The sequence below is a fragment of the Amycolatopsis orientalis genome (assembly GCF_000943515.2).
Classification (GTDB): Bacteria; Actinomycetota; Actinomycetes; order Mycobacteriales; family Pseudonocardiaceae; genus Amycolatopsis; species Amycolatopsis orientalis.
This window is the reverse complement of sequence record NZ_CP016174.1, coordinates 7,307,438-7,333,420: the sequence shown is the minus strand read 5'-3', so window position 1 is coordinate 7,333,420 and position 25,983 is coordinate 7,307,438. Positions and strand designations below refer to the sequence as shown.

The window sequence follows — 25,983 nt, the reverse complement described above, 5'->3', positions numbered from 1 at the left end:
CCCCCTCCCGGGCCGCCGAAGAAAGGGCCGGTGTGCTGAACTTCGTTGCGGCGAAAGTGTTTCGTGGAATCACGGAATGTCTTGATCGACTTGGGTAGGCTGGGCGCATGGTCGAGCTGTATCCACCCGTCGAGCCCTACGACAAGGGAGTCCTCGATGTAGGTGACGGCAACCGCGTCTACTGGGAGACCTGCGGCGACCCGGCCGGGAAACCGGCGGTCGTGCTGCACGGCGGCCCCGGCCAGGGCTGCACGCCGGGAATGCGGCGGATGTTCGACCCGGCCCGCTACCGCACGGTGCTGTTCGACCAGCGCGGCTGCGGCCGCAGCACCCCGCACGCCGCCGACCCGGCGACCGACATGCGGCACAACACGACGGATCATCTCGTCGCCGACATGGAGCGCCTGCGGGAACACCTGGGCATCGAACGCTGGCTCGTCACCGGCGGCTCGTGGGGCACGACGCTCGCCCTCGTCTACGCCGAACGGTATCCGGAGCGGGTCACGGAGATCGTCGTCAGCGCCATCAGCACCACCCGGCCCTCCGAGATCGACTGGCTGTATCACGGCGCCGGCCGGTTCTTCCCCGAAGAGTGGGCCCGATTTCGCGGTGACCACTCCGGCGACCTGGTCGCGGCCTACGCGCGGCTCATGGAGGACCCCGACCCGCACGTGCGGACCGAAGCCGCTCGCGCGTGGTGCGCCTGGGAGGACACGGTGCTCTCCCTGGAACCCGGCGCGACCGTCCACAATGGTCCGATCGGCGAGTACGAGCTGGCGTTCGCGCGCATTGTCACGCATTACTACTCCCATGCCGGCTGGCTGGAGCCCGGCGCGGTGATCCGCGATGCCGGACTGTTGCGGGACATTCCCGGCGTGCTGATCCACGGTCGCCGGGACTTGAGCTGCCCGGTGGACACCGCTTGGGAACTCGCCCGGGCCTGGCCCGGTGCGGAGCTGCTGATCGACGACGGATCAGGTCACCGGTCGAGCGACGTGAAACGGGCCTGGAAGCTGGAAGCCTTGGACCGGTTCGCTTCCCGCGAGTGGTGATGGACCCGCGTCGCATTCAGTCGACTAAATGCGAACGTGGCCGAGGAACCTCCGATTCCCCGCCGTCCTCGGACGTCGCCGAACGGTTCGCGTCCGCCTGGAAGGGGAGACCGCGGCGGTCGGCGGGAGGCGTCCTGCTCGCCGTCGGGCCCGTTATCGTGTTCTTCAGCCGGTGGTCGTGGTGGACGGTGGCCGGCCTGGTGCTGGCCGTGGCCGGTGCGCTGTGGCTCGCGTTCGGCGAAGTCCGCGACGGAGACGGCGCCGAAGTCCCGGCCGTGGTGCGGGGGCCGGACGACCTTCTCGGCGGCGTGGTGCGCTGAGAGCCCAGGTCAGGACGGCAGCGCTCGCCGCCAGTGCTCAGCCGCGTGGGTCATGTCCTGGTGAAGATGCCGGAAGAACCGGCTGGTGGCGTGCAGCCGGGCCCCGACCGGATCCGAACCGCCGAACAGGACGGCGCCCCGTTCGGTGAGGTCCGCCCATCGGGTCATGGAATCGAGGCTGGCCTGCCAGGCCCGGTATCCGAGGTTTGCGTCGACGAAGTAACGCTGTCGCCTGCCGACGCGTTCGCGAGCGATCAAGCCTCGTTGTTCGAGCCAGCCGACGGCCTTGGAGACCGACGCCGGGCTGACCTCCAGCCGTGCCACGAGTTCGACGCTGGTGCCGCCGCCGGTTTCGCTGGTGAACAGGAAGGCCAGGACTCTGGCCATCATCACCGGGACGCCGGTCTCGGTCATCATCTCGGCGAACTCGTCCTCGAAATCACGCAGGTCTCGTGGCGTGGCGGGTGGGTCGCTTGCCGGAGGCGGAGCGGGTTTGCGACGGCGTGCCCGCCACTGGGTCGCTTGCTGCGCCAGAGCGGCCCGATACCGGTGGGCGCCGCCGTTGCGGGCCACCTCCCGGATGACCGTCGACTTGGGACGGTCCATCCGCCGGGCGATCTCGGCGTAGGTGAGCCTCGCCACCAGCCCCGAAGCGATCTGCCGTCGTTCTTCGTAGGTCAGGCGATTTCCCGGCACGTGTCCTCCCGCCCCGGTGCATTCAGCTTCACGGTCATTGCACCGATTGTAGGCCGCCTAGCTCCACCTTCTGGTATTCGCCGTTGTGACCCTGAGAAAGGCGGAGCTAGTGTTTCGCCTGTCGTGAAAAGAACCATCAGGGAGGTGCACGCGGGATGACGGCCAAGGTCTGCCTGGTCACCGGTGCGTCGTCAGGGATCGGCCACGCCACCGCGCTGGAGCTCCTGCGCGCCGGGCACACGGTCTACGGCGCCGCGAGGCGAGTCGAGAAAATGGACGATCTCCGGGAAGCGGGCGGCCATCCGCTGAAGATGGACGCCCGTGACGAAGGCGATCTCCGCCGCGCGGTCGCGACCGTCCTCGACGAGCAGCAGCGGATCGACGTCCTGGTCAACAACGCCGGAACCGTTTTGCACGGCGCGATCGAGGACGTGCCTCTCGATTTCGCGCGCGACCAGCTCGAGGTCAACCTTCTCGCACCCGCCAGGCTGGTTCAGCTCGTCCTGCCCGCGATGCGAGCACAGCGGTCCGGCACGATCGTCAACGTCTCGTCGATCGGCGGCGAGATCGCCTTGCCGCTCGGCGCCTGGTACTACGCGTCGAAGCACGCCCTCGAAGCGTTTTCCGACACGCTCCGCATGGAGGTCGAGCCCTTCGGCGTCGACGTCGTGATCATCCAGCCCGGCATCATCAAGACCGAGTTCGAAGACCAGACCGCCGCGCAGCTGCGGGAGATGTCGGGCGCCGGGGCGTATCGGGAAATGGCGGAAGCCATGGCGCGGCAAAGCGAAACCGGGCTCACCGACGGCTCCGATCCCGGCGTCGTCGTGGACGCCATCCGGCAGGCGATCGAGTCCGAACGCCCGGACACCCGGTATGCCGTCGGCCATCTCGCGGAGAAGCTCCTCGAACTCGTCAGGACACTGCCGGACCGCGAATTCGACGCACTGGCCACCCGCTCGACTGTTCCTCTTCCCCAGTGACGTGAAGTCCCTTCCCTACGCGTTGGTGGGTCCGTGAAGGCCTCCTTGAGGGACTCGTATTTGTTCATCCACTGGTGTGGAGCTTGTGCGGGTTGCCGGTGTTGATCAAGGTGAGACCGTGCGACGGTGCCCGCCAGACCACCACCCTCGTGCAGGTCCAGGCGTAGGTACACAAATGCGGGTGCCTTCTTGAGGGACTTTGAGTCCCTCAAGAAGGCCTTCACGGACATGTGGCGGAAACGTCGGCCGCCCGGTGGTTACGCCGTGACGAGGGACAGGCCGTAGGTCTGCAGGATCTCGTTCACCGGCTGGAACCACGTTTCGCCGCCGGAGCCGCAGTTGCCCCAGCCGCCGGAAGTGACGCCCTGGGCCTGGTCGCCGGTGATGAAGGAACCGCCGGAGTCGCCGGGTTCGGCGCAGACGTTGGTGCGGGTCATCTGGTGCACCGCGCCCTGCGAGTAGTTGACGGTTTCGTTGTGCCCCAGCACGGTTCCGCAGTGCCAGTGTGTCGTCGAACCCGACCTGCACACCGAGGTGCCGACCGGCGCGACCCACGATCCCCGCACGAGCGCGTCGCTGACCGTGCCCCAGCCGAGCACGACCGGCGCGGTCCACCAGCCGTTGCCGATGCGGATGAACGCGTAGTCGTTGCCAGGGAAGGAGGAGCCGGCGAAATTGCCCATCGCCGAGCCGTCCCAGCCGACGACGGAGCTGCCGTTGCCGCCGCAGTGACCGGCGCTGACGAATCCGCCGTGCACGGAGAATCCGATCGAACAGCGGGTGTTTCCGTTGATGTAGTAGGGATCGCCGCCGACGGTGCCCGCCGCGTACGGCTCGGCCTTCGGTGCGGTGATCACGGTGACCGGTCCGGCTTTTCGTGCCCTGGCGAGGAAGTCGTCGACGTCGGTGCCGTGCGCGCCGGGTTGCACGGCGATCACGACGCTGCCGCCGCGCACGTCGGTTCGCCAGCCGCTGACGGCCGGAGGTGCGGGCCGGGATCTGGTCGAAGAGTCGATCTCGGCTTTGGCCGCGTCGAGTTTCGCCGCGCTGATCGCGACGGCGGTCGGCTCGGCACCGGCCTTCCGGACGGCGTCCGCGGCCGCCGGGTCGGTCACGCCGACGACGAGTTTGCCGAGGGCCGGGTCGAACCAGGCGCCGCCGAACGCGGAGCCCGCCGCGCGTTGAGCGTCCGGCATCACTCGTGTGGCGGTCATTTCCCGGGCGAGCCGGGTTTCTGCTTGTGCCGCGGTGAGTCCCAGGTCCCGCTGCATGGCGGAGATCAATCCGGGAGACGCCTGTGCGAGGGGAGCGAGAGCTGCGGAGACGAGGCCGGCGGTAAGGACGGCGGTGCCGCCGAAAGCGAGGGCGATTCTTCGACGCATGGGAAATCCTCCAAGGCCGGGGGAAAGAAACACACTGCTCGCAGAGTGTGCGGCGGGCCCCGGAGAGCGTCGCGAATTGTCCGGTCTTCTGTCCGGATTCTGCCCGCGGCGCCGTGGATGCCGTCCTTTCGGACACGGGAGATCAGCGCCCATCCGTGCACATATCGGCCCACTCGCAGGGGTTATCCGTTCGCGCGCCGGTCAATTCGCGAAATCGCGCCGAGGTCAGCCGGCGGGGTAGCCGATGACCGGGGTGGCGCCGCCGCGGACGGCGACCAGCGCGCCGGGTGCGGGGAGGAGCGCGTGGCGGGCGAAGCCGGAGTTCAAGGTGCCGGCCGAGTCGGTGGACGGCGGCCAGTCGACGGGCAGGGTGGACGCCGGTGAGCCATCGAGTTCCTGCCGGTGCACCACCAGCGCGCCGCCGGGAAGGACGCACAGGCGCAGATACGCCGTCGGCGTGGTGGCTTGCGCGCGCCGGGCCGGACAGGCGGCGAGGTCGACGGCCACCCCGCCGTCCAGCGTGGCCGCGGTGACCTTTCCGTCCGTGGTGCGTTCCGCGATGGCCACGGGGCCGAGGGTGATCCGCTTCGGCGCCTTGGGGTCCATTGTGGACACGACGGCGCCGTTGGCGGGGTCGAGAACGACGTCCGTGCCGGCGCCACTGGCCAGGCCGGCATAGCGCAGCGACAGGGAAACGGTACCGCCGTCGAGGGCGGAGTGCAGGTAGTAGTCGGCTTTCTCGTCGGAAGGGCGTGTCACCGGCAACTTGTGTTCCCAGCGCGACGTCCCGGTGCGTTCGTCGAGACCGAGCACGCTGAGCCGGTCCGGGCAGAGCAGCGGCGCGAGGACGACGTCACGGCCGCTCGCGGGCAGCGCGAAGGGGGAGACACAGCCCTGAGGCGCGGTCCACGTCCAGAGTTCTTTTCCGGTGCGCAGGTCGAGCGCGTTGACGCGGAAGTTGTCGTCGCCCAGGTAAGTGATCGAGGGGAGCACGGTGCTGGTCGGGGCGAGGAGGTCGGCACCGCTCACCTCTTCGATCAGTGTCTCCTGGACCGGTGCGCCGGTGAACGCGTCGAGGACCGTGAGGTGGTCGCGGCCGGAACCGCCGTAGACGGCCAGCAGCAGGAGCCTGTCCGGAGTGGGGACGAGCGCGCGGAGGCGGGCGCCGGGCCGGGCGTAGGTCCAGCGCACCGCACCGGTCGGTCCGTCGAGCGCGGTGACGTCGCCGTCCACCCCGCCGACCACGACTCCGGCGCCCGCCGCGACCGCGTCCCGCACCTCGGTGGGCGGGGTCCACTTCCACGGCCGGTCCGTGACCCGGTCGGCGATCGCGGGCGCCGCGACGGTCGCGGCCGTCATGGACCGCACCGCCTGCGCGGGCACGATCACGGCCGCGGCGACCGTCCCCGCCGCGAGTGCCACCACCAAGGGGACGGCGAGCCACCACCGCAGCGGGCGCGCGGCACTCCTCGCCGTGAGTCCCGTCGCCACCAAGGTGACGACGGCGGCTACTGCGAGCACTCCCGTCGAGCTACCCGGTGTACCGCTGCCGATGTCGGTGCTCAGGCAGTGGATCGCCCAGCCCGCGCTGCCTGCGGCGAAGATCGCCGAGGCGATCCGCGTTCCCCGGGCTTTCCCGAACGCCAGCAGGGCAGCGAGCACCGACGCCGCCGCGACGAGCGCCACCTCCAGATCCGGCCGGTCCGGGCGGACCGCGTCACCGGAGAGGAACACCGCCACCACCGCGCAGCCCGCGGCGAGTGCCGCGATCACCGCTGCCATTTTCGCTCCCCGGCCTCAAGTCGCCCTTACCGGCGAATCCTGACATGGCAGGGGTTTCCGCGGGTCCGTCGAAATGACGACACGGCCGGTGCACCGAGCCCGTCAGCGGCGGATGAGACCGAGGTCCGTCGCGGCGGCGACGGCGGAGGTCCGCGAATCGACACCGAGTTTGCTGTAGGCGCGCGCCAGATGCGATTTGACGGTGCCTTCGGTGAGGTGGAGCCGCTCGGCCAGGGCCCGGTTGGAGAAGCCCTCGGCGACCAGGGCGAGGACTTCGATCTCCCGCCGGGTCAGGGCGGCGCCGGGGACGCGCAGCCGGTTCATCAGCCGGTCCGCGACCGTGGGGGAGAGGGTGGTGCCGCCCGTGGCGGCGGTGCGCACGGCGGTGGCGAGGTCCTCGGGCGGGGCGTCCTTGAGGAGGTAGCCGGTGGCTCCGGCCTCGATGGCCGGCAGGGTGTGCGCGTCGCTGTCGTAGGTGGTGACGATCAGGACCCGGGGAGCGCCCGGCCGGGCGGTGATCTCCGCCGTGGCCTCGGCGCCGTTCATCCCGGGGCCGAACTGCAGATCCATGAGCACGACGTCGATGTCGCCCTCGGCAGCACGCGTGACCGCGGCTTCGGCCGTCGCGGCCTCGGCGACCACGAGCATCCCGGGTTCGGTCTCCAGCAGCGCGCGCAACCCGGCCCGCACGATCGGATGGTCGTCGGCCAGGAGCAGCCGGATGGGGGTTTCGGTCATGGCTTGACCTCGGGGTTCGGAAGGCGGGCGATCAGTTTGGTGCCCTCGCCGGGAGCCGATTCGATGGTGAAGGTGCCGTTCAGGGCCTGGACGCGGGCGCGCATCGCCAGCAGGCCGAAGCCGGTTTCCTCGGGGTCGAAGCCGACGCCGTCGTCCACGATGTCGAGGCCGACCTGATCCCCGAGGTGATGGAGGGTGACCTCGGCGGTGGAGGCGCGGGCGTGGCGGACGGTGTTCGCGAGCCCGGCCTGGGCGATGCGCAGGAGGACGACCTCGTCCGCGGTCGGCAGCGGACGCGGGGCCCCGGAGACGGTGAAGCGAGCGGCGATCCGATGGCGGGCGCCGACGGTGTCGCACAGGCGTTCCAGCGCGTCGGTGAGCGTGAGGTCGTCCAGCGCGGGCGGGGTGAGCGCGGCGACGAACCGGCGTGCCTCGGCGAGGTTGTCGGCGGCGGCTTGGCGAGCCTGCTCCACGTGCCGGGCGGCGTTCACCGAGGTCTCGGGCAGATCCCGCGCGGCGGCGCGCAGCAGCAACTGGATACTGGTCAGCCCCTGGGCGAGGGTGTCGTGGATCTCGCGCGCCAGCCGCTCGCGTTCCGCCAGGACCCCGGCGGTGTGCTGGGCCTCGGCCAGATCGGCGCGGGTCGCGGTGAGCTCCTCGATCAACCGCCTGCGCTCGTCGCTTTCCCGGTACAGCGCCTGATAACCCCAGACGACCGCGATCGCGACGGCGGCACCGAGCGCCGGTCCGATCGCGACGGACAGGGTGAGCGCCCCCTGATGGGCGGCGAACGCGATGATCGCGGCGAGGGCCGTCGCCACGACCGCGGTCGCCCCGACCCGCCGTGACAGCAGGTGAAGCTGGAGGAAGTACAGCGGGAACGCGACCCAGACGCCGTCCGCCGTCAGGGTGATCAGCACCAGCCAGACGGCACCCACCGCGATCAGCCAGCCGGTGGCGGCCCGCCGGGACCGGCGGACGCGAGGCAGCCGAGGGCCGATCGCGTACACCAGGCCGCACACCACCGCCACGGCGACGATCAGGCCTGCTTCCGGCCGGTCGTCCACAAGGGACCGTCCGCCCGCGAGCGCGAGCAGGCCCGCGACCAGGAGATGCAGGCACCAGGTGAGGGTCCTGCTGGTCGGCGTCGGGGTGGGCGAGGTGGCGTTCACAGTAGGTCCAGATTACGGAGACGGAACGCGGACCGCCTCTATCGAAAGATGGAACCGGCGGTCCGTCTTGTGGCTCGTGAAGTGCGATCTCCGGGCAGATGCCGCACGCGGGACGGACGGCGAAAGTAGAGCTGTACCGCCACCCACGCCGGAAAGGACAGGCCGCAGCCGTGTTCGTCGCCTGGAGAGACCTGAAGTTCGCCAAAGGACGCTTCGCCCTGATGGGAAGCGTCGTCGTGTTGATCACCCTGCTGGTCGGCCTGCTGTCCGGACTGACCGCGGGACTGGGCGAGCAGAACATCTCGGGTATCACCGGCCTGCCCGCCGACAAGATCGCCTTCGCCGCTCCGCGCGGTGGGCAGGACCTGTCGTACTCCGACTCCGCCGTCACCGAAGAGCAGTGGCGGCGTTGGGCGGGGACTCCCGGCGTCACCAGTGCCGAACCGATCGGGATCACCGTCACGAAGGCGGCCTTCGGGGACCGGAGCGCCGGGATCTCCGCCTTCGGCGTCCGGCCCGGTTCCGTTCTGGCGCCGGAAGGCGCCGGTGGGAACTCGGTGGTGTTGTCCGAGACGGCGGCGGACGACCTCGGTGCCCAAAAGGGAGACACCGTGACGATCGCCGGGCGGCGGCTCGCGGTGTCCGCTGTCGCGGGCGACGCGTTCTTCAGCCACACACCGGTGATCTGGCTGGACCTCGACGTCTGGCGGCAGGTCGGCCCGGCTGATCAGGCGGCGACGGTGATCGCCCTCAGCACGTCCGGCGCCGACGTGGCCGCCACCGACGAGGCCGCGGGTACCAAGACAGTGTCCAAAGAGGACTCGTTGTCCGCTATCGGTTCCTACGCCTCCGAAAACGGCTCCCTTCAGCTGATGCGAGGCTTCCTGTTCGCCATCTCCGCGTTGGTCGTCGGCGCGTTCTTCATGATCTGGACCATCCAGCGCAGCGGCGACATCGCCGTCCTCAAGGCACTGGGGGCCTCCACCGCCGGCCTGCTGAAGGACGCCTTGGGGCAGGCCGTCGTCCTCCTCGCCGGTGGCACCCTCGCCGGTACCGCCCTCGCCGCCGGATTCGGCGCACTCGTCTCCGGTTCGGAGGTGCCCTTCGTTCTCGATCCCGCCACCTTGCTCGGTCCGGCGGCAGTGATGATCCTGCTTGGCGGCCTCGGCGCCGCATTGTCCCTCCGGCGTATCACCGTCGTCGACCCGCTGACCGCACTGGGGAGTGCCCGATGAGCCTCGACCTGACCGACATCACGCTCACCTACCCTGACGGCGAAACCCGGCTCACCGCCCTCGACCGGGTGAGCCTGGCCGTCCGCAAGGGTGGCCTGACCGCCGTCGCCGGTCCGTCCGGCTCCGGGAAGTCCAGTCTGCTGGCGGTCGCGGCCACCCTCATCACCCCGGACGAGGGCACCGTCACGATCAACGGCGACGATGTCACCGGGATGAGCCGCGCCGCACGTGCCGAACTGCGCCGCCGCGAGATCGGCGTCGTCTTCCAGCAGCCGAATCTGCTGCCTTCGCTGACCGCCGTCGAACAGCTGCAGGTCATGGCCCAGATCGACGGCCGTTCCCCGGTGAAGGCGGCCGATCGGGCCAGGGAACTGCTCGACGCCGTCGGTCTCGCGGCGTACGAGGGACGGCGTCCGCACCAGTTGTCCGGCGGACAGCGTCAGCGCGTGAACATCGCGCGAGCCCTCATGAACGACCCGTCCGTCCTCCTGGTCGACGAACCCACCAGCGCACTCGACCACGAGCGGGGTGCGGCCGTCATCGACCTCATCGGCCGCCTGACCCGCGAGCGGTCGACGGCGACGGTGCTCGTCACCCACGACACGACCCACCTTGCCGTCGCCGATCGGATCGTGGAAGTCCACGACGGGCGCATCTCCACCCAGGCCTTGTGCTGACCCGGACTGGGCCATTCGCATGACTTCTCGAGGATCGCGTGACGCCATGAAGCGAGGCTCGACCGTTAATGGCGAGCCCATTCAAGGAGGCGCAATGGCCGAGAAAAGCACAGAAGAAAATGATTCCCGCCGTAAGTGGGTTTCCCGTCCGCCCTTGCGTGTCGCCTGTACCGGTCATGCCGTGGTGACGGTCGGCAAGGGTATTCACACAATCGGTGGATTCTCCCAGGACCGTTACCTCGATTCCGTCGAATTCCGGCGGACGTCGGGTGCCGGGGTGTGGCAGAACCTGCCACGATGCGGACGCCGAGGGGGAATCTCGCTGCCACCGCGGCCGAGGACCATATCTACGCCATCGGCGGGATCGGTGGCGCCAACGAGGCCCAAAAGGTCGTGGAGAAGTATGACACGGTGGGGAAAGCATGGGCGACGGCGACTTCCCTGCCCGTGCCGAGAGGAGCGCCCGCGACGATCAGGAGGGGCCGACGAAGTCCGTTCTGATCCTCGACGAGGCGCGAGAAAAATGGACCGAGGTCGCTCCGATGCGGTATCTGTACGCCATCGGTGGACAGTCGCCTGTCGGTGAATCCTTGGCGACAGTCGAGCGCTACGACGTCGAAGCCGATGAATGGCAGATCCTGAGTCCGCTGAAGCAATCGCGTCTGCTGCCGGGTGCGACCGGGACGAAGATCGGAAAAAGGCGGTTCCTGGCCGTGGTGGAAGGTGGCGAAATCGCGGTCGGAGAAGTCAGGGCGACACCGAGGCGGACCGCTGAGCTCTTCGACATCGACGCGGGGGAGTGGGGGCTCCTCGATGTCCTCTTGCCCTTGCCGAGAGGCTCGAATGAGTGCGCCACGGAAGAGGATGGGACGGTGCTGACGATCGGCGTTGCCCTGCCGGAAGGCGATCAGCTCAGACTGTTTTCCGACGTCGACGCACTCCGCCAATCCACGCGTTCAGTCGGCTAAACGCGGTGGCGCCGTAGGGAGGGCGCCACCGCGGAAACAGAGGGCTCAGGCGGTCGCACGCTGGATGACGATGTCGTCGCGCCGCGTGCGGGCGAAGACCCTGGCACCGCCCACGCCATCCGTACCAAAGGAGTTCCGCACCGAGCCCTTCGTGCTTTCGGCGTCCACCGTCGCGGCATCCCTGCCGATGCCGACCTCGATGCCGCCGGACGCGTTCACCAGGTATGCCTCCCTGCCCGACAGCCGTCCGATCCGGATCGGGCAGTCGGCCGCCTTCGCGACAACGTCGCCGTCGGCGTGGTCGATGTCGAAGGTCCCGCTCGCGCTGGAGAGGTCGACGGCGGACCGGGCGTGCCCGATCCAGACCTTCCCGGTCGAACCCGCGCACCTGACGGAGCCCTCGGCCTCGCCGATCCGCACGATGGCCGCGCCGCTCTCGACGTCCACGGTCCCGGTGACGTGCCCGACCTCGACCTCGCCCGCCGTCACGTTCCCCCGCACCGCCGTGACGCGGTCGACCTGGACGCGGCCCGAGGCCATCTCCAGTACGCAGTCACCGAACCGGCCGTCGGCGCTCACGTCCGACCAGGCCGTGTTCAGGACCAGTTCCGAACCGGTGGGCACCTGGATCGTGATCGCGACCGAGCCGGCCTTGGCGCCCGCCTTCTTCGTCTCGATCGTCAGTACGCCCCCGGTGAGGTCGACCTTGGTGTTCTCGGCGACCTTCACGTCCGACTTGCTCGTGCCGTCGATCGGCTCGACCAGCACCACCGTGTCCGGACGTTCGCTCGCGGAGACGCGCACCCGCGCTCCCGCGGTGGTCAGGGTGGCGGTGATCGGCTCCGGCGTGGTGAAGACAGACATTTCGTTCTCCCTCGTGGTGGTGATCTCTCGGTGTTGAGGGCAACGATCGCCGACCGGACTGACACGGCACCGCCACCGCACTGACACGCCGGAGACATCCACAAAGGACGGACCCCCCGCCCACCGCTCGCCGCGTTTAGCCGACTAAACGCGACCTGCGGGACGGGGCACGCTGGTAGCGCATTTAGTCGGCTAAACGCGGTGGGCAGGGCAGGGGGGTGCCCGGCCGGGGTCGGGTCAACTCGGTGACGGCAGTACGACGTCCCCGGGTGCCTTGTCCGCCCGCAACCCCCGCCACGTCGTATGCCGCAACCGCCCGTCCGGGGTCCAGTTCCGGTGCACGACCTCGCCGACCAGCTCCGGCGACACCCAGCGCACGCCCCGGGCCCGGTCGCGCGGGACCGCCGAGTCGAACGGCGGCTTCTTCCTGGCCAGCGGGGCGAGCCGGGTGTGCAGGTCTTCGAGGACCTTTTCGCTGAACCCGGTCCCGACGTCGCCGATGTACCGCAGCTCGCCGGATTCGTCGTGCGCCCCCAGTAACAGGGCCCCGAGCGTCCCCGAGCGGCGTCCTTCGCCGGGCCGCCAGCCGCCGATCACGACCTCTTGGGTGTGCCACAGCGCCCGTTTGATCCATTGCCGCGTGCGCTTGCCGGGGTAATAGCGGCTGTCGAGCTTCTTCGCGACCAGTCCTTCGAGGCCGTGCTGCCGGACGACTTCGAGGAGCTGGTCGGGCGAGATGTCGTCGTCGGTGTAGCCCGGGGGGATGACCAGGCGGCCACCCGGGGTCACGGAGGCGAGCAGTTCCCGCCGGGCGCTGTAGGGCTCGTCGAGCAGGAGGGTGCCGTCGAGAAGCAGCACGTCGAAGGCGAAGAAGTGCACCGGGCTGCGCTCCAGCAGCGACGCGTCCGGCGTGCGGAGGTGCCGCGTCTGCAGCAGCGGGAAGCTCGGCCGTCCCTGGTCGTCGAGGACCACGATCTCGCCGTCGAGGACGGCTTCGCGGCCGTCGAGGGCTTCGCCGGTGACGTCCGGATAGGTCGCGGTGATGTCGAGGCCGCGACGGCTGGTCAGGCGCGTCTCACCGTCTCGGGCGACGCGCAGGCAGCAGCGGTAGCCGTCCCATTTGTATTCGTACCCCCACCCGCCGGTGGGCAGGTCACCGTCGGTCGCCAGCATCGGGGCGATCGCGTCCGGCACGGTACTCATGCCTCACGGTACCCCGGAAACGGCGCCGGTGATCTATCGTCGAAGGGTGCCTGAAGAGCGGATAACGGTCGAGGTCGAGGGACGGCGGCTGGGGCTGTCCAATCTGGACAAGGTGCTCTACCCGGCGCACGGTTTCACCAAACGCGAGGTCCTCGACTACTACCGGCGCATCGCCCCCGCCATGCTCCCGCACCTGCGCGACCGCGCCGCCACGTTCCGGCGCTTCCCGGACGGCGTCGACGGCGAACCGTTCTACGAGAAGAACGTTTCCCGGCACGCACCCGAGTGGGTGCGCACCGCGCGGCTGACCAACCGCGGCCGCCGGGGCGGAGAGGAGACGCTCGACTACCCGGTGGTCGGCGATCTCCCGACGCTGATGTGGGCGGCCAATCTCGCCGCGCTGGAGCTGCATGTTCCACAGTGGACGGTCGGCCCGCGCGGCGCGCGGAAATCACCCGATCTGCTGGTGTTCGATCTCGATCCCGGTCCGCCCGCGGACGTCGTCGACTGCTGCCGGGTCGCCGAGACGCTCAGCGAACTGCTCACCGACGACGGCCTGACGGTGTACGCGAAGACCAGCGGCAACAAGGGAATGCAGCTGTACTGCCCGGTGCGCACCCGGTCCGACGAACGCACCTCCGCGTACGCCAAGGCGGTCGCGGAGGAACTCGCGCGCCGGTCACCGGAAAGCGTGGTCGCCCGGATGACGAAGGCGATCCGCCCCGGCCGGGTGTTCATCGACTGGAGCCAGAACAACACCGCCAAGACCACCATCGCGCCCTATTCCCTGCGCGGGCGCGCCATCCCGACCGTGTCCACGCCGGTGACCTGGGAGGAGGTCGAGGCCTGCCGCAAGGCGGCCGATCTGCTGTTCACCGCCGAGCAGGTGATCGAACGCGTCGAGGAACTGGGTGACCTGTTCGGGGACATGACCGAGCACCGCGCGCCCGTGCCCGCCCGGTGAGCGCCCCGAACGGCCGGTTGACGCGGTCGCGGCGTCGCTCCTAAGGTCGCGATCGACACCAGTTCAGTGCGGCTCCGGGTTCCGCCTCCCCGGCCCGCACGCGAGTCAAGGGACAGCACCCATCATGAGGCGTCGATCCGGCGGTGCGTTGTGCACCGTCTTCTCACTCGTGGCCGGTCTGGCCGTCGCGCTCCCGTCCGGAGCGGCCGCCGCGGCCACCTTCAACGTCAAGGACTACGGGGCCAAGGGGAACGGCACGACCGTGGACTCCCCGGCCATCGACAAGGCGATCACCGCCGCCAGCGCGGCACGTGGCGGCGTCGTCGACTTCCCGCCGGGGACCTACCTGGCCAGGACCATCCACCTCAAGAGCGACATCACGCTCAACCTGCGCGCCGGGGCGAAGATCATCGCCTCGGGCAGCGGGATGGACGCTCCCGAACCGAATCCGTACGACGCCTACCAGGACTTCGGCCACAGCCATTTCCGGAACGCGCTGATCGCCGGTGAGAACGTCGAGAACGTGGCGTTCACCGGGGCGGGCACCATCGACGGCGACGACGAACTGGAGACGGGCGAGAACATCCCCGCCGGTGTCGCCGACAAGCTGGTCTCGCTCAAGCTCTGCAAGAACGTCAGCTTCGCCGACGTCACGCTCCGCCGCGGCGGCCATTTCGCGCTGATCGCCAACGGCTGCGACGGGCTGAAACTCAACCGGGTCAAGGTCTTCAGCACCGAGGACCGGGACGGCATCAACTTCATCAACAGCTCGCGGGTCGAACTCGCCGACTCCCGGATCGAAGCCAGTGACGACGCCGTCGCCTTCAAGAGCGACTACGCGCTCGGCAGGACCTTCGTCAGCGAGGACAACATCGTCCGCGACTCCACGATCCTCTCGACCGAGAACAACGCCGTGCAGTTCGGTTCCGAGACCTGTGGCGGGTTCCGGAACACGCGGTTCCGGAACCTGACCATCACCGGCGCCGCCAAGGCGGGCCTGGGCATGGTGTCCATGGACGGCGCGGTCATCGAGGACATCAGTTTCACCGGCATCACGCTCAGGAAGACCGCCTCACCGATCTTCCTTCACGTCGGCAAGCGGTCCCGCTGCCCGGGAAACCCGCCCGCCGGCCGGATCCGGAACATCACCTACCGCGACATCACCGGCACGGACCTGATCGCGCCCCGGGACATCCCCGGTGACCCGGAGTACGCCAGCACCCTTTCCGGCCGCCCCGAAGCGCCGATCGAGAACGTCACCTTCGACAACGTGAAGCTCACCGTCCCCGGCGGGCATCCGGCCGCCGAGGCGGACCTCGTCCCGCCGGAGGCGTCGACGACCTATCCGCCGCGGATCTTCGGCAAGCGCCCGGCGTACGGCTTCTGGCTCCGGCACGCGGCCGGGATCCGCTTCACCGGCGGCGAGTTCCGGTTCGCCAAGGCCGACGGCCGCCCCGCGTTCCTCACCGACGACGTCCGCGGCATCGCGCTGGACGGGGTGCGGGTGGACCGCAGCAATGGTGGCTACGACGTCGTTTGGCGGAACACGAGCGGCCAAAACGTCACCGGCAGTACGACGACCGGAGGCCAGGCGCTGCGCGTCCGGACGCGGTGACCCCGGCCATGTTTCGAGTCCCGGAAGACGGGAAATCCTCAGGTCAGAGGAGTGACCCCGAATGACTGAGAACACCAAGGACCCCGAAGGCTTGTCATACCGAGCCCAGGCGATGCTCAGAGCCGTGGCACAAGGCCGCGCTGAAATCACCGTCAGCCAGGAACCGGATCTCTACGTCGACGGCCTGCCGTGCAGCGACCAGATCGCCGCCCATCTGCTCGCCCACGCCGGCCTGATCCGGCCGGCCAGGGACGGTACCCCCGGCGCCCGCGTCCCCGCGGAGTTGTCCGAAACAGGACAGAATCTGGTCGAGCCCTTGGTCGCCGCGGCCTGACGGCCCTCACCCGGCGAAGACCCCGGAAAAGACCACTGTGGACCCCGTCCCGTTCCGCCTACGATCGGCGGAACGGGCGCGCGGGGGTGCGCGCCACCGTACGGGTACCTCCGGGGCCGGTGAGGATGTGGCTGTTGACCGGGTATCACACGCTGGCCGAGACCGAGAACGCCGTGCGGGCCAAACTGGGCGGGATCCCGCTGCTGTGGGAGCGGATGGAGGCGGTGGCCAACCTCCACCGCGCCGCCACGGCGGTGCGGCTGCACTTCGAGAACTCCGTCCTGCGCACCGCGGGCCTGACCTGGACCGCGTTCGTGGTGCTCTGGGTCGTGTGGATCTTCGGCGAGAAGGAGACCCGGCACGTCGCCGCCGAATCCGGGATCACCAAGGGGACCTTGACCGGGGTCATGAAGACACTGGAAGCGCACGGTCTGGTCACCCGGCGCAAACACCCGGTCGACGGACGGCTGGTACTGCTCGCGCTGACCCCGGAGGGTGAGCGGCTCATGCGCGAGCTCTTCCCGGAGTTCAACCAGGAGGAGGCCTTCGTCACCGACAGGCTCAGTCCGGCGGAGTGCACCCAGCTGGCCGCTTCGCTGCGCGAGATCGTCAAGCAACTGGAGGAGAAGGGCGAGGAACGGCGCCAGGCGGTGGCGACCCGGGAGGGCTGACCCCTACCGAAGACGGTTGCGCGCGCACTCCGGCGACTCCTACGTTTTTTGGAGCCGAACGATCGAAGGGCGCCCCGATGGACTTCCGGTACTGGCTGGGTCAGGCGTTGACGTCGAACGAGGCGTGGGCGGAGACGTTCACCCCCGTCCGGCCGCATCCCTCGCTGGAGATCCCCGACGGGCGGTTCGAGACCGCGTTCGAGGAACTCACCGAGCGGTTGAAGGACAACTACCCGTTCTTCCACCCGTCCTACGCCGGCCAGATGCTCAAACCGCCGCATCCGGCCGCGGTGGTCGGCTACCTCACCGCGATGCTGGTCAATCCCAACAACCACGCGCTCGACGGCGGCCCCGCGACCGCCGAGATGGAACGCGAGGTCGTCCGTCAGCTGGCGACGATGTTCGGCTACCAGGAGCATCTCGGGCATCTGACCACCAGCGGCACCGTGGCGAACCTCGAAGCGCTGTTCGTGGCGCGGGAGTCGCATCCGGGCAAGGGGATCGCCTACAGCGCCGAGGCGCATTACACGCACGGCCGGATGTGCGGTGTGCTCGGCGTCGAGGGTCATACGGTCCCTGTCGACGGCCGCGGCGCGATGGACCTCGACGCGCTCGAAGACCTGGTGCGCACCGGGAAGATCGGCACCGTGGTGCTCACCGCGGGCACGACCGCGCTCGGCACGGTGGAACCGGTCCACGAGGCGCTGGCCCTGCGCGAACGGTACGGCGTCCGCGTGCACGTCGACGCGGCCTACGGCGGGTTCTTCCGTCTTCTGTCCGGTTTGGACGGTCCGGAAGGACTGCCCGAAGCCCCGTGGCTCGCCATCGCCGGGGCCGATTCGATCGTCATCGATCCGCACAAGCACGGCCTCCAGCCCTATGGCTGCGGCGCGGTGCTGTTCAAGGATCCCGAGGTGGGCCGGTTCTACCTGCACGATTCGCCGTACACCTACTTCACCTCGGACGATCTGCACCTCGGCGAGATCAGTCTCGAATGCTCGCGGGCGGGTGCGGCCGCCGCGGCGTTGTGGCTCACCTTCCGAGTGCTGCCGCCCACTCCCGACGGGCTGGGCCGGGTGCTCGCCGCCGGGCGCCGCGCGGCGCTGCGGTGGGCGAAACTGCTGGAGGACTCCGAGCGCTTCGACCTGTACCAGCGGCCGGAACTCGACATCGTCACCTACTTTCCGCGCACGGAACCGTTTTCCCTGTCGAAGATCGACGCCGACAGCGCGCGGATCCTGCGCAACGGCATGGCCGCGGCCAAGGATCCGGTGTTCCTCGGCACGCTGCGGGTGAGCGACCGGCAGTTCGATCTGCGTCACACCGGCGCCGAGGCGGACGCGGACGGCGCGCGGATCCTGCGTAGCGTGCTGATGAAGCCCGAAAGCGAGGACCACGTCGACCGGCTCCACGAGCGGCTGGAAGAGTTGTCCCGCGGTTGAGCGCCGCGTACCGCCGCAGACGAATGGATCCGCCATGCCCGCACCAGGTCCCGCCGAACCCGTGACCGCCTTGGAGACCCGGTCGCTCGGCACCGGATTCCGGCGGCGGCACGTCACGATGCTGGCCATCAGCGGGGCGATCGGCGCCGGCCTGTTCGTCGGCACCGGCGCGGGGATCAAGACCGCCGGACCCGGCATCCTGCTGTCCTACGTGGTCGCCGGCCTGCTCATGGTGCTGGTCATGCGCATGCTGGGCGAGATGGCGGCCGCCGAGCCGAGCAGCGGTTCGTTCTCGGTGTACGCGGAGAAGGCGCTCGGGCGCTGGGCGGGGTTCACCGTCGGCTGGCTGTACTGGTCGCTGCTGGTGGTCGTGGTGGCCGCCGAGGCGACCGCGGCGGCGGGGATCGCGAACGGGCTCCTGCCGGTGATTCCACAGTGGACCTGGGTGCTGCTGTTCATGGCCGTGCTCACCGTGGTGAACCTGTTCGCCGTGCGCTCGTTCGGGGAGTTCGAGTTCTGGTTCGGCGCGATCAAGGTGACCGCGGTGGTCGCCTTCCTGGTACTCGGCACGCTGGCGGTGTTCGGGATCCTGCCGGGGACGTCGCCGGTCGGCCTGAGCAACCTCACCGGGCACGGTGGCTTCCTGCCCAACGGCCTGCAGGGAGTGCTGACCGGGCTGCTCGCGGTCGCGTTCTCCTTCGGTGGCATGGAACTGGTCACCATCGCCGCGGCGGAATCCGACGACCCGGCGGATTCGATCCGCCGCACCACGCGGACGGTGATCGTCCGGCTGCTGCTGTTCTACGTCGGTTCGGTCGCGCTGATGGTGCTGTTGCTGCCGTGGGAGTCCGCTTCGGCCAACACCAGCCCGTTCGTGACCGTCCTGGAGCAGGTCGGGGTGCCGTCGGCGGCGTTGCTGATGAGCTTCGTCGTGCTGACGTCGCTGCTCTCGGCGCTGAACGCGAACCTTTACGGTGCCTCGCGGATGGTGTTCTCCTTGGCCTCGCGCGGTGAGGCGCCGCGCGCCATGCTGCGGCTGTCCGGCGCCGGGGTCCCCCGGACGGCGGTGCTGGCATCGGTCACCTTCGGCTTCGTGGCCGTCCTGCTGAACTTCCTCGCGCCGGACCGGGTCCTGCCGTTCCTGCTGAACGCCATCGGGGCGAACATCCTGCTGGTCTGGATCTTCGTCGCCGTCTCCCAGCTGCGGCTGCGGAAAGCGGCGGAACGCGACGGCACGGCCGCCGAGCTGCCCGTGCGGATGTGGGGTTTCCCGTGGCTCAGCTGGGTCGCGCTGCTCGCGATGGCGGGTGTGCTCATTCTCATGTGGACGGACGCCGACGCGCGCACGCAGCTGTTCACCAGTGGCGCGGTCGCCGTGCTGATCGTGGTGATCAGCCTGCTCAGGCGACGTCCGCGACACTGAACAACTCGTGCTCGACGCGGCTGAGCGCCAGCCGCACCGCGCCGAGCGCCACCGAGTCGTCGCCGAGCGTCGACGTCTCGACGCGCACCGGGAACAGGCACAGCCTGGCCAGTTCGGCCCGCAGCGGCGTCGCCAGCAGGTCGTCCGCCCCGCCGATCACCACCAGTTGCGGGTCGACGGTGAGCACGGTGGCGGCGACGAGCTCGACGAACCTGTCGGGCAACGTGTACCGGCCTGCCCGCCGCAGGATCCCGATCTCGCCCGCCGCGTCGTGGTGTCCCGTGTGCAGCTTCCCGCCCAGTAGCAGGCCCAGCGACACGGTCCGGCCCGCCTGCACGTAGACCATGTCGTCGACGCCGCGCGCGGCCCCGCGCCAGTGCTCGGCCAGCGTCGCGAGCTTGGTGTCGTCGGCCGCCAGCACCGGGCAGCCGCCGCCGAATTCCGCGGGCAGGTCGAGACCGGTCCAGCCGGGAAGGAGTTCGCCGCGGACGACCTTGCCGCCGGACACCACCCCGATGGTGCCGACACCGAGGACCCGCAGATTCGGGCGGCCCGATACGGCGGCGCCGAGCACCCGGTGCGCGACGCCGAGCCGATCGGGGGCGGGCATCTCCGGGGTGAGGTCGGCCCCTGCCCGGCCGACGACGTCGCCGCGCAGGTCGGCGACCAGGCACAACGCCTTGTGCGGGCCGACCTCGAGCCCGGCGACGTGCCCGGCCTCGGGCCGGAACCGGTACCGCTTGGCCGGCCTGCCCACCGGCCGCGGCGCGCCGGGGGCGAGTGGGACCTCCTCGACCAGCCCCTGCCCGCCGAGGTCGGCGGCGATCTCCTCGACCGTCGGCCGGGAGACCTCGCTCGCCTTGACCAGTTCGGCGAGCGTGAGTTCTTCGGCCGCGTACAACGCCCGCAGGACCGCTATGGCGTTGAGCCGCCGCAGCAGTGACGGATCCCCGCCGGACAGCCTGGCCATGCGGCTCCTCAGGCGCCGACGCGCCGGTCGTACCGGGCGCGCGCGACGGCGATCTCGTTCTGGTGTTCCTCGGTCCAGGTGACCAGCGAGCGGATCGTCTTGTGCAGCGTCATGCCCAGCGGCGTCAGCGCGTACTCGACCCGGGGCGGCACGACCGGGTAGACGGTCCGCTCGACGAGCCCGTCGCGTTCCAGGTGCCGCAGCGTGGTGGTGAGCATGCGCTGGCTGATGCCGTCGATCTTGTCCTTCAGCTCGGTGAACCGGAGGGTGTTCCGGTCGAGCAGCGCGATGACCAGGAGAGACCACTTGTCCGCCACCCGGTCCAGGATCTGGCGGACCTCACAGTCCTCGCGGGTGTCCCACTGGAAGGCCTCGTAGTCCGCCTCGGTGAGTTCACAACGACTGGGTGAGTTCAAAGTGCCTTCTTCCATGGTCATCGATGGTGACGGAAGATCCCCTTGGTTACAAGAGGGAACTGACCGGCCGATGAGTAACCGTCGGTCGCGTGTCCACTGAGGGAGATCCGACTTGATCACAACGCGAACACCGCCGCGCGCCGCCGACCGGATGGGCGGACGGGCCTGGGGTGTGCTCCTGGTGCTGTGCGGCGCCATCTTCCTGGAGGGCATCGACGTCGCGATGCTGAACGTGGCGCTGCCGTCCATCCGGGCCGAACTCGGCCTGTCGACCGCGACGCTGAGCGGCGTGGTGAGTGCCTATGTGCTCGGGTACGGCGGGTTCATGCTCCTGGGCGGCCGGGCAGCCGACCTGTACGGCCGCCGCCGCATGTTCCTGCTGTGGCTGGTGGTGTTCCTCGTGTTCTCCGGGCTCGGCGGATTCGCGACCGAGGGCTGGATGCTGCTGCTCGCCCGGTTCGTCACCGGGGTCGCGGCGGCCTTCATGACACCGGCGGGCCTGTCGATCATCACCACGAGCTTCGAAGAGGGACCGAAGCGGAACAAGGCGCTGCTCTTCTACGCCGGTACGGCCGCGGGCGGGTTCTCGCTGGGCCTGGTCATCGGCGGGCTGCTGGCCCGGATCGACTGGCGGTGGGTGTTCTTCACGCCGGTCATCCTCTCGGCCTTGATCCTGCTCGCCGCGCTCTGGCTCATCAAGGAACCCGCCGGACGGGATCGCGTGCCGCGGCGCCTGGACCTCGCCGGAGCGGTCACCGTGACCACGGCGATGCTGCTGATCGCCTACGCCGTGGTCCGGCTGGAACATCCCGGACAGGGCTGGGGCTGGACGATCGCGTCCTTCGCCGGGGGAGTGGCAGCGCTCGCGGCCTTCGTCGCCATCGAACGCCGCTCACCCGCCCCGCTGGTGCGGCTGGGCATCCTGAAGTCTGGACGGCTGGTGCGGGCGAACGCCGCCGCGCTGCTCTTCGCGGGCTCGTTCTTCGGGTTCCAGTTCCTGGTCACGCTGTACCTGCAGGAACTGCGGGGCTGGTCGACGCTCGAAACGAGCCTGGCGCTGCTGGTGGTCGGGATCGACGCTGTGCTCGCGCCGACGCTGACCCCGCGGCTGGTGGCGAAATTCGGCAACACGCGGGTGATCTTCGGCGGCCTCGTGCTCGCCACCCTGGCGTACGCGCTCTTCACGCCGCTGGGTCTCGACTGGACGTACGCGGCGATGTTCCCGTCGATGATCATCCTCGGGCTCGGGTTCGCGCTGGCCTACGGTCCGCTGACGATCGTCGCCACCGACGGCATCGCCGAGGTCGAACAGGGACTGGCGGGCGGCCTGCTGTACACGGCCTTCCAGTTCGGCGCGGCGCTCGGGCTGTCCGCGGTGACCGCGGTGAACGTCGCCGTCCTCGGCGCGGGTGGCTCCCCGGAGGCCGCGCTCGGTGGTTTCCGCGCGGCGCTGGCCGTGCCGGTGACGCTGGCCGCCGTCGCCGCGGTGATCATCGCCGCCGGGTGGAGGTCCGGGCCGGCCACGAGGGAGCGGGATCGTGTGGCGCGGGCGTGAGAAAAGGGACCATCACGGCGGCCGAGCTGTAGATGAGCGCGCCAGTGTCCACTGTGTACTCTCGTCGGTGGATGTCGTGGGCTGAGCCCGGCTCATCTGGCTTCGACGTAGGCGGCCAGGTTGGCCAGCGAGGACGCGATTCCGGCCTCATGGTCGGCTTGGCCGATGCCCGGCGGGACATCCGTGGCGGTGACGGTCACCTCGGTGCCGTCACCCGCCGCGGCGAGCTCCCAGACCATCGTCATGGTTCCCGCGAAAGCCGGGTCCTCGGCCTCGAACACCGCCCGCTGCACCACGCGCTTGGGCGGCACCAGTTCGGCGAAGGCGATCTCGACGACGTCGGTGGCGTCCGAGGATTTGCCGGGGCTTTCGGAGGCGTCGAGATAGGTGAGGGTCATCCGGAAACCACCGCCAGGGCGGGGATCCCACCGGTCGATCCGGCCGCGCATCCCTTGCGGTGGCAGCCACGACCGCAGGGCTTCGCGGTCGAGCAGAGCGTTGTAGACGGTCGCGGGTGCCGCGCCCATCACCCGGCTGCCGCGGTCGATCCTGTCCATGGCCACGAGTCTAGGGGCGGCTCGCAGTGGGTCGTGAGTGGTAATGACGGTTAGAACCGTCATTACCACTCACGAGCCGCTTCACAAGTCGCGCGGGATTCGCCTCACCGTGCTGATCCTGGGTGACGAGGACTGATCGTGTCGCGGGTGATCGACTCGACTTTCTCCTGCGCCTTCTTCGCGTCGGTCACCCAGAGCTTGTAGAAGTCGAACGGGCAGTCCGCGACCCCCTTGTCGCCCTCGTCCGCGTCCTGAACGCCGGTGTAACCACGGTGCAGCAGCTTGAAAATGTGGTTCTGCGACTGGTCGTAGGTCCGTGCGTCCCGGATCGCCGAAACGGACAGCTGCGCGTACTGGATCCCGTATTCCTCCTCGCCGGTCTCGCCGAGTGTGCGGCCGTCGAAGCCGATGATCGCGGAATGGCCGAAATACGAGTACACGCCGTCGAATCCGGCGGCGTTCGCCACGGCCACGTAACAGTTGTTGGCCCACGCCATCGCCTTGGCCATCAGCACCTGCTGTTCCTTGGCCGGGTACATGTACCCCTGGCAGCGGACGATCAGCTCGGCGCCCTTCATCGCGCAATCCCGCCAGATCTCCGGATAGTTCCCGTCGTCGCAGATGATCAGCGAGATCTTCATGCCCTTGGGCCCGTCGCTGACGTAGGTCTCGTCGCCGGGGTACCAGCCCTCGATCGGGCACCACGGCAGTATCTTGCGGTATTTCTGGACGATCTCGCCGGCGTCGTTGATGAGCACGAGGGTGTTGTACGGAGGCTTGCGGGGATGATCCTCGTGCCGCTCGCCGGTGATGGAGAAGACGCCCCACGTCCGCGCCTCCCGGCAGGCGGCGGCGAAGATCTCGGTCTCCTCACCGGGAATGGTCGCCGCGGTCTCGTACATCTCCTTGGGGTCGTACATGATGCCCTGGGTCGAGTACTCCGGGAACACCACCAGATCCATCCCGGGGAGGCCGGTTTTCATGCCCACCACCATTTCGGCGATCTTGCGGGCGTTGGCGAGGACCTCGGCCTTGGTGTGCAGCCGCGGCATCTTGTAGTTGACCACCGCGACGCCGACCGTGTCCGGGCTCGCGGAAATGTCACCGTGTCGCATGAGAACTCCTTATCTCGGTGGGATTCGAGGACGGCAGCGGCCGCCGCGAGGTGAGCACCACGCTCGCCGCGACCAGTGCCGCCAGGATCGCGGCCGCCAGCAGTGCGGTGCCGCCGTCGCTGCGGTAGGCGCCGGTGAGGCCGAGGAAGGCGGGCACCGAACAGGTCGGCTGGCTGAGCAGGAGGACGGTCCAGCCGGTGAACCGCGTCAGCCGCTCCATGCCGAGGCCGAGCACCAGGAAGAACAACGTCCACAACAGCGCCCAGGACAGCCAGATGACACCGAACACCGGATCGTGGTCGTGCCAGAACGCGATTCCCGCGTACACCGTGGCGGCGCCCGCCACGAAGAGCGAAAACCAGCCGATGCCTTCGGGGGAGAGGCCGGCAAGGTTCGCGATACCGACGTACAGGTAGGTGAAGCCGAACAGGTACAGGCCGGACGCGGCGAGGATCGCGTCCGGATCCCCGGCCGCCTGGAGGATCAGCACGGTCGGGGTGAGGCACTGCAGTGCGCCCACGAACAGGTTCAGCACCGCCGCCGACCGGGGCGGTATCCGGCCGAGCAGCATCAGGCCGTTGACCATCAAGGCGGCGCCGACGTAGAGCAGGCCCACGTCGCCCATGCTCACCTCCGGGTAATCGACGTCACTTGGAATAATTTCAAATGAAAGTATGTGGTGTGCCGTGGCGAGTCAAGAGTGCGGATTTCAGAGCCGGGTGAGGACTTCGAAGTCGTAGCCGTCGGCGACCGCGAGATGGACGTGCTGGTCGGCCTGCCGCCCGCGGAACTCGACCGTGCCGCGCGGCCCGTGGTAGGCGACGCCGTCGATCGCCGCGTTGAGCGCGGGCAACTCCGGCGTACCCGCCCGGCGGACGAGTTCCGCCAGCGTGTGCAGCCCCTCGTAACAGGATTCGGCGGCGTTGTTCAGCGCCGGGGCGCCCGGGCCGTTCCGGTCGACGTACCGGCCGAGCAGGTCCATCGCGTCGGCGGTGACCATGGACCGGAAGTAGGCGGCGGAGACATAGAGGCGGCCGGTGGCGTTCGCGCCGCTCGCGAGGAGCATGTTCTCCTCCATCAGTGGGCTGAACCGGACCAGCCGCTCGCTGAGCCCGCGTGCGGCGAAGGCGCGGTTGAAGCGCACCGCGTCCTGCCCGACCAGCAACATGAGCACACCGTCGCTTGTGGACTGTTCGACCGAACGGACCACTGTGGACATATCGCCCGCGCCGAGTCCCACGAACGCTTCGCCGGTGATGGTCAGGTCGAGTTCCTTGGCGTACTGCCGGATCGCCAGCGCCGACCGGCGCGGCCAGACGTAATCGTCGCCCACGACGAACCAGCGCCGGAGGCCGAGCTGGTCGCGCAGCCAGCGCAACGCCGGTTCGATCTGACAGCGCGGTGTCTCGCCGGTGCAGAAGATGCCCGAGCGGCGCTCGCCGCCTTCGTAGAGCGAGGTGTACACGTACGGCACCCTGTCGGCCACGACCGGCGCGAGCGCGTGCCGCACCGACGAGATGTGCCAGCCGCTCACCGCGTCGACCCGGCCGTCCTCGACGAGCCGCCGCAGGTCGCCCGCCACTTGCGCCGGCGTGCCGCCGCCGTCGACCACTTCGGCCTCGACCCGCCTGCCGAGGATGCCGCCCGCTTCGTTGAGTTCGTGGACGGCCAGCTCGGTGATCGCCTCGCAGGACGGGCCGAACAGCCCGGCGGGCCCCCGCAACGGGACCACCATGGCCACCCGCCAGGTGTCGTCGCGGGACCGCGTGGCGAGACGTGGGGGCATGGCGCTCCGTGCGGTGGCCCGGTAAGGTCAAAATACTTTCACCTGGAAGTATTGCGAGGGTGT

Annotated in this window: 27 protein-coding genes; 14 read left to right on the top strand and 13 right to left on the bottom strand. The window is 69.4% G+C overall.

What is annotated here, in order from left to right; genetic code table 11:
* Positions 1-107: 107 nt before the first annotated feature.
* Positions 108-1,052: a prolyl aminopeptidase gene (gene pip / locus SD37_RS31895; RefSeq protein ID WP_044855875.1), complete on the top strand. Its 945-nt coding sequence runs from the start codon at positions 108-110 to the stop codon at positions 1,050-1,052.
* Positions 1,053-1,210: 158 nt separating this feature from the next.
* Positions 1,211-1,372, top strand: coding sequence for a hypothetical protein (locus tag SD37_RS43275; protein WP_167369674.1), 162 nt, complete (start codon positions 1,211-1,213; stop codon positions 1,370-1,372).
* A gap of 9 nt (positions 1,373-1,381) precedes the next feature.
* Here SD37_RS43275 and SD37_RS31885 read toward each other — a convergent pair whose 3' ends face one another.
* Positions 1,382-2,068 (bottom strand): GbsR/MarR family transcriptional regulator, encoded by a 687-nt coding sequence (locus SD37_RS31885; RefSeq protein WP_044855877.1) that lies wholly within the window; start codon positions 2,066-2,068, stop codon positions 1,382-1,384.
* Positions 2,069-2,223: 155 nt separating this feature from the next.
* Between SD37_RS31885 and SD37_RS31880 the strand changes: the two genes are divergently transcribed.
* The gene (locus tag SD37_RS31880) at positions 2,224-3,051 is read left to right on the top strand and encodes an oxidoreductase (RefSeq protein WP_044855878.1); all 828 of its coding nucleotides are present in this window, start codon (positions 2,224-2,226) and stop codon (positions 3,049-3,051) included.
* A gap of 257 nt (positions 3,052-3,308) precedes the next feature.
* Here the strand turns inward: SD37_RS31880 and SD37_RS31875 are convergent, their stop codons facing one another.
* From SD37_RS31875 to SD37_RS31860, 4 genes are all read right to left on the bottom strand, one after another.
* A complete protein-coding gene (locus SD37_RS31875; RefSeq protein ID WP_044855879.1) occupies positions 3,309-4,433 on the bottom strand; it encodes a S1 family peptidase in 1,125 nt (374 codons plus the stop codon).
* 225 nt (positions 4,434-4,658) lie between these two features.
* The gene (locus SD37_RS31870) at positions 4,659-6,215 is read right to left on the bottom strand and encodes an outer membrane protein assembly factor BamB family protein (RefSeq protein ID WP_044855880.1); all 1,557 of its coding nucleotides are present in this window, start codon (positions 6,213-6,215) and stop codon (positions 4,659-4,661) included.
* Positions 6,216-6,317: 102 nt separating this feature from the next.
* Complete coding sequence (locus tag SD37_RS31865) at positions 6,318-6,953, bottom strand: response regulator (protein ID WP_044855881.1); 636 nt, start codon at positions 6,951-6,953, stop codon at positions 6,318-6,320.
* Positions 6,950-8,125: a sensor histidine kinase gene (locus SD37_RS31860; RefSeq protein ID WP_044855882.1), complete on the bottom strand. Its 1,176-nt coding sequence runs from the start codon at positions 8,123-8,125 to the stop codon at positions 6,950-6,952. The genes SD37_RS31865 and SD37_RS31860 overlap by 4 nt, the downstream gene beginning before the upstream one ends.
* A 170-nt stretch (positions 8,126-8,295) precedes the next feature.
* Between SD37_RS31860 and SD37_RS31855 the strand changes: the two genes are divergently transcribed.
* The 4 genes from SD37_RS31855 (at position 8,296) to SD37_RS31845 (ending at position 11,005) form a co-directional block, all read left to right on the top strand.
* Complete coding sequence (locus tag SD37_RS31855; protein WP_044855883.1) at positions 8,296-9,360, top strand: ABC transporter permease; 1,065 nt, start codon at positions 8,296-8,298, stop codon at positions 9,358-9,360.
* Complete coding sequence (locus SD37_RS31850) at positions 9,357-10,037, top strand: ABC transporter ATP-binding protein (RefSeq protein ID WP_044855884.1); 681 nt, start codon at positions 9,357-9,359, stop codon at positions 10,035-10,037. Before SD37_RS31855 ends, SD37_RS31850 begins: the two co-directional genes overlap by 4 nt.
* Before the next feature lie 297 nt (positions 10,038-10,334).
* Positions 10,335-10,538 carry a Kelch repeat-containing protein gene (locus SD37_RS44350; protein WP_167369673.1) on the top strand — a complete coding sequence of 68 codons (204 nt, stop codon included), beginning with the start codon at positions 10,335-10,337 and terminating at the stop codon, positions 10,536-10,538.
* Positions 10,460-11,005 (top strand): Kelch repeat-containing protein, encoded by a 546-nt coding sequence (locus SD37_RS31845; RefSeq protein ID WP_044855885.1) that lies wholly within the window; start codon positions 10,460-10,462, stop codon positions 11,003-11,005. Before SD37_RS44350 ends, SD37_RS31845 begins: the two co-directional genes overlap by 79 nt.
* 45 nt (positions 11,006-11,050) lie before the next feature.
* Here SD37_RS31845 and SD37_RS31840 read toward each other — a convergent pair whose 3' ends face one another.
* Together SD37_RS31840 and ligD (SD37_RS31835) are read right to left on the bottom strand one after the other, a co-directional pair.
* Positions 11,051-11,869 (bottom strand): DUF4097 family beta strand repeat-containing protein, encoded by an 819-nt coding sequence (locus SD37_RS31840; RefSeq protein WP_044855886.1) that lies wholly within the window; start codon positions 11,867-11,869, stop codon positions 11,051-11,053.
* Between the two features lie 237 nt (positions 11,870-12,106).
* Positions 12,107-13,072 (bottom strand): non-homologous end-joining DNA ligase, encoded by a 966-nt coding sequence (gene ligD / locus SD37_RS31835; protein WP_044855887.1) that lies wholly within the window; start codon positions 13,070-13,072, stop codon positions 12,107-12,109.
* Positions 13,073-13,118: 46 nt separating this feature from the next.
* On the opposite strand from ligD (SD37_RS31835), the gene ligD (SD37_RS31830) reads away from it, so the two are divergent.
* The 6 genes from ligD (SD37_RS31830) to SD37_RS31805 all read left to right on the top strand — a co-directional run bounded on the left by ligD (SD37_RS31830) (position 13,119) and on the right by SD37_RS31805 (position 19,521).
* Positions 13,119-14,036 carry a non-homologous end-joining DNA ligase gene (ligD, locus tag SD37_RS31830; protein ID WP_145926778.1) on the top strand — a complete coding sequence of 306 codons (918 nt, stop codon included), beginning with the start codon at positions 13,119-13,121 and terminating at the stop codon, positions 14,034-14,036.
* A gap of 124 nt (positions 14,037-14,160) precedes the next feature.
* Positions 14,161-15,651, top strand: a complete 1,491-nt coding sequence (locus tag SD37_RS31825; RefSeq protein WP_044855889.1) for a glycoside hydrolase family 28 protein — start codon at positions 14,161-14,163, stop codon at positions 15,649-15,651.
* Positions 15,652-15,712: 61 nt separating this feature from the next.
* Complete coding sequence (locus SD37_RS31820; RefSeq protein ID WP_044855890.1) at positions 15,713-15,985, top strand: hypothetical protein; 273 nt, start codon at positions 15,713-15,715, stop codon at positions 15,983-15,985.
* Between the two features lie 125 nt (positions 15,986-16,110).
* Complete coding sequence (locus tag SD37_RS31815; RefSeq protein ID WP_145926993.1) at positions 16,111-16,656, top strand: MarR family winged helix-turn-helix transcriptional regulator; 546 nt, start codon at positions 16,111-16,113, stop codon at positions 16,654-16,656.
* A gap of 77 nt (positions 16,657-16,733) precedes the next feature.
* Entirely contained in the window at positions 16,734-18,098 is a 1,365-nt protein-coding gene (locus SD37_RS31810; RefSeq protein WP_044855891.1) for a pyridoxal phosphate-dependent decarboxylase family protein, read from the top strand.
* A gap of 34 nt (positions 18,099-18,132) precedes the next feature.
* Complete coding sequence (locus SD37_RS31805) at positions 18,133-19,521, top strand: amino acid permease (protein WP_044855892.1); 1,389 nt, start codon at positions 18,133-18,135, stop codon at positions 19,519-19,521.
* On the opposite strand, the gene SD37_RS31800 is transcribed toward SD37_RS31805, so the two are convergent.
* Both SD37_RS31800 and SD37_RS31795 read right to left on the bottom strand, forming a co-directional pair.
* Positions 19,499-20,491, bottom strand: coding sequence for an ROK family transcriptional regulator (locus tag SD37_RS31800; RefSeq protein WP_044855893.1), 993 nt, complete (start codon positions 20,489-20,491; stop codon positions 19,499-19,501). The two genes, SD37_RS31805 and SD37_RS31800, sit on opposite strands and share 23 nt — an antisense overlap.
* A gap of 8 nt (positions 20,492-20,499) precedes the next feature.
* Positions 20,500-20,928, bottom strand: coding sequence for a winged helix-turn-helix transcriptional regulator (locus SD37_RS31795; RefSeq protein WP_081736578.1), 429 nt, complete (start codon positions 20,926-20,928; stop codon positions 20,500-20,502).
* Positions 20,929-21,058: 130 nt separating this feature from the next.
* Between SD37_RS31795 and SD37_RS31790 the strand changes: the two genes are divergently transcribed.
* Positions 21,059-22,462 (top strand): MFS transporter, encoded by a 1,404-nt coding sequence (locus tag SD37_RS31790; RefSeq protein WP_044855894.1) that lies wholly within the window; start codon positions 21,059-21,061, stop codon positions 22,460-22,462.
* A gap of 92 nt (positions 22,463-22,554) precedes the next feature.
* On the opposite strand, the gene SD37_RS31785 is transcribed toward SD37_RS31790, so the two are convergent.
* The 4 genes from SD37_RS31785 to SD37_RS31770 all read right to left on the bottom strand — a co-directional run bounded on the left by SD37_RS31785 (position 22,555) and on the right by SD37_RS31770 (position 25,920).
* Positions 22,555-23,019, bottom strand: coding sequence for an SRPBCC family protein (locus tag SD37_RS31785; RefSeq protein WP_044855895.1), 465 nt, complete (start codon positions 23,017-23,019; stop codon positions 22,555-22,557).
* 104 nt (positions 23,020-23,123) lie between these two features.
* Positions 23,124-24,134, bottom strand: coding sequence for an aliphatic amidase (locus tag SD37_RS31780; protein ID WP_044855896.1), 1,011 nt, complete (start codon positions 24,132-24,134; stop codon positions 23,124-23,126).
* A complete protein-coding gene (locus SD37_RS31775) occupies positions 24,121-24,759 on the bottom strand; it encodes an AmiS/UreI family transporter (protein ID WP_044855897.1) in 639 nt (212 codons plus the stop codon). Before SD37_RS31775 ends, SD37_RS31780 begins: the two co-directional genes overlap by 14 nt.
* A gap of 84 nt (positions 24,760-24,843) precedes the next feature.
* Positions 24,844-25,920, bottom strand: a complete 1,077-nt coding sequence (locus tag SD37_RS31770) for a substrate-binding domain-containing protein (protein WP_256376527.1) — start codon at positions 25,918-25,920, stop codon at positions 24,844-24,846.
* Positions 25,921-25,983: the final 63 nt, after the last annotated feature.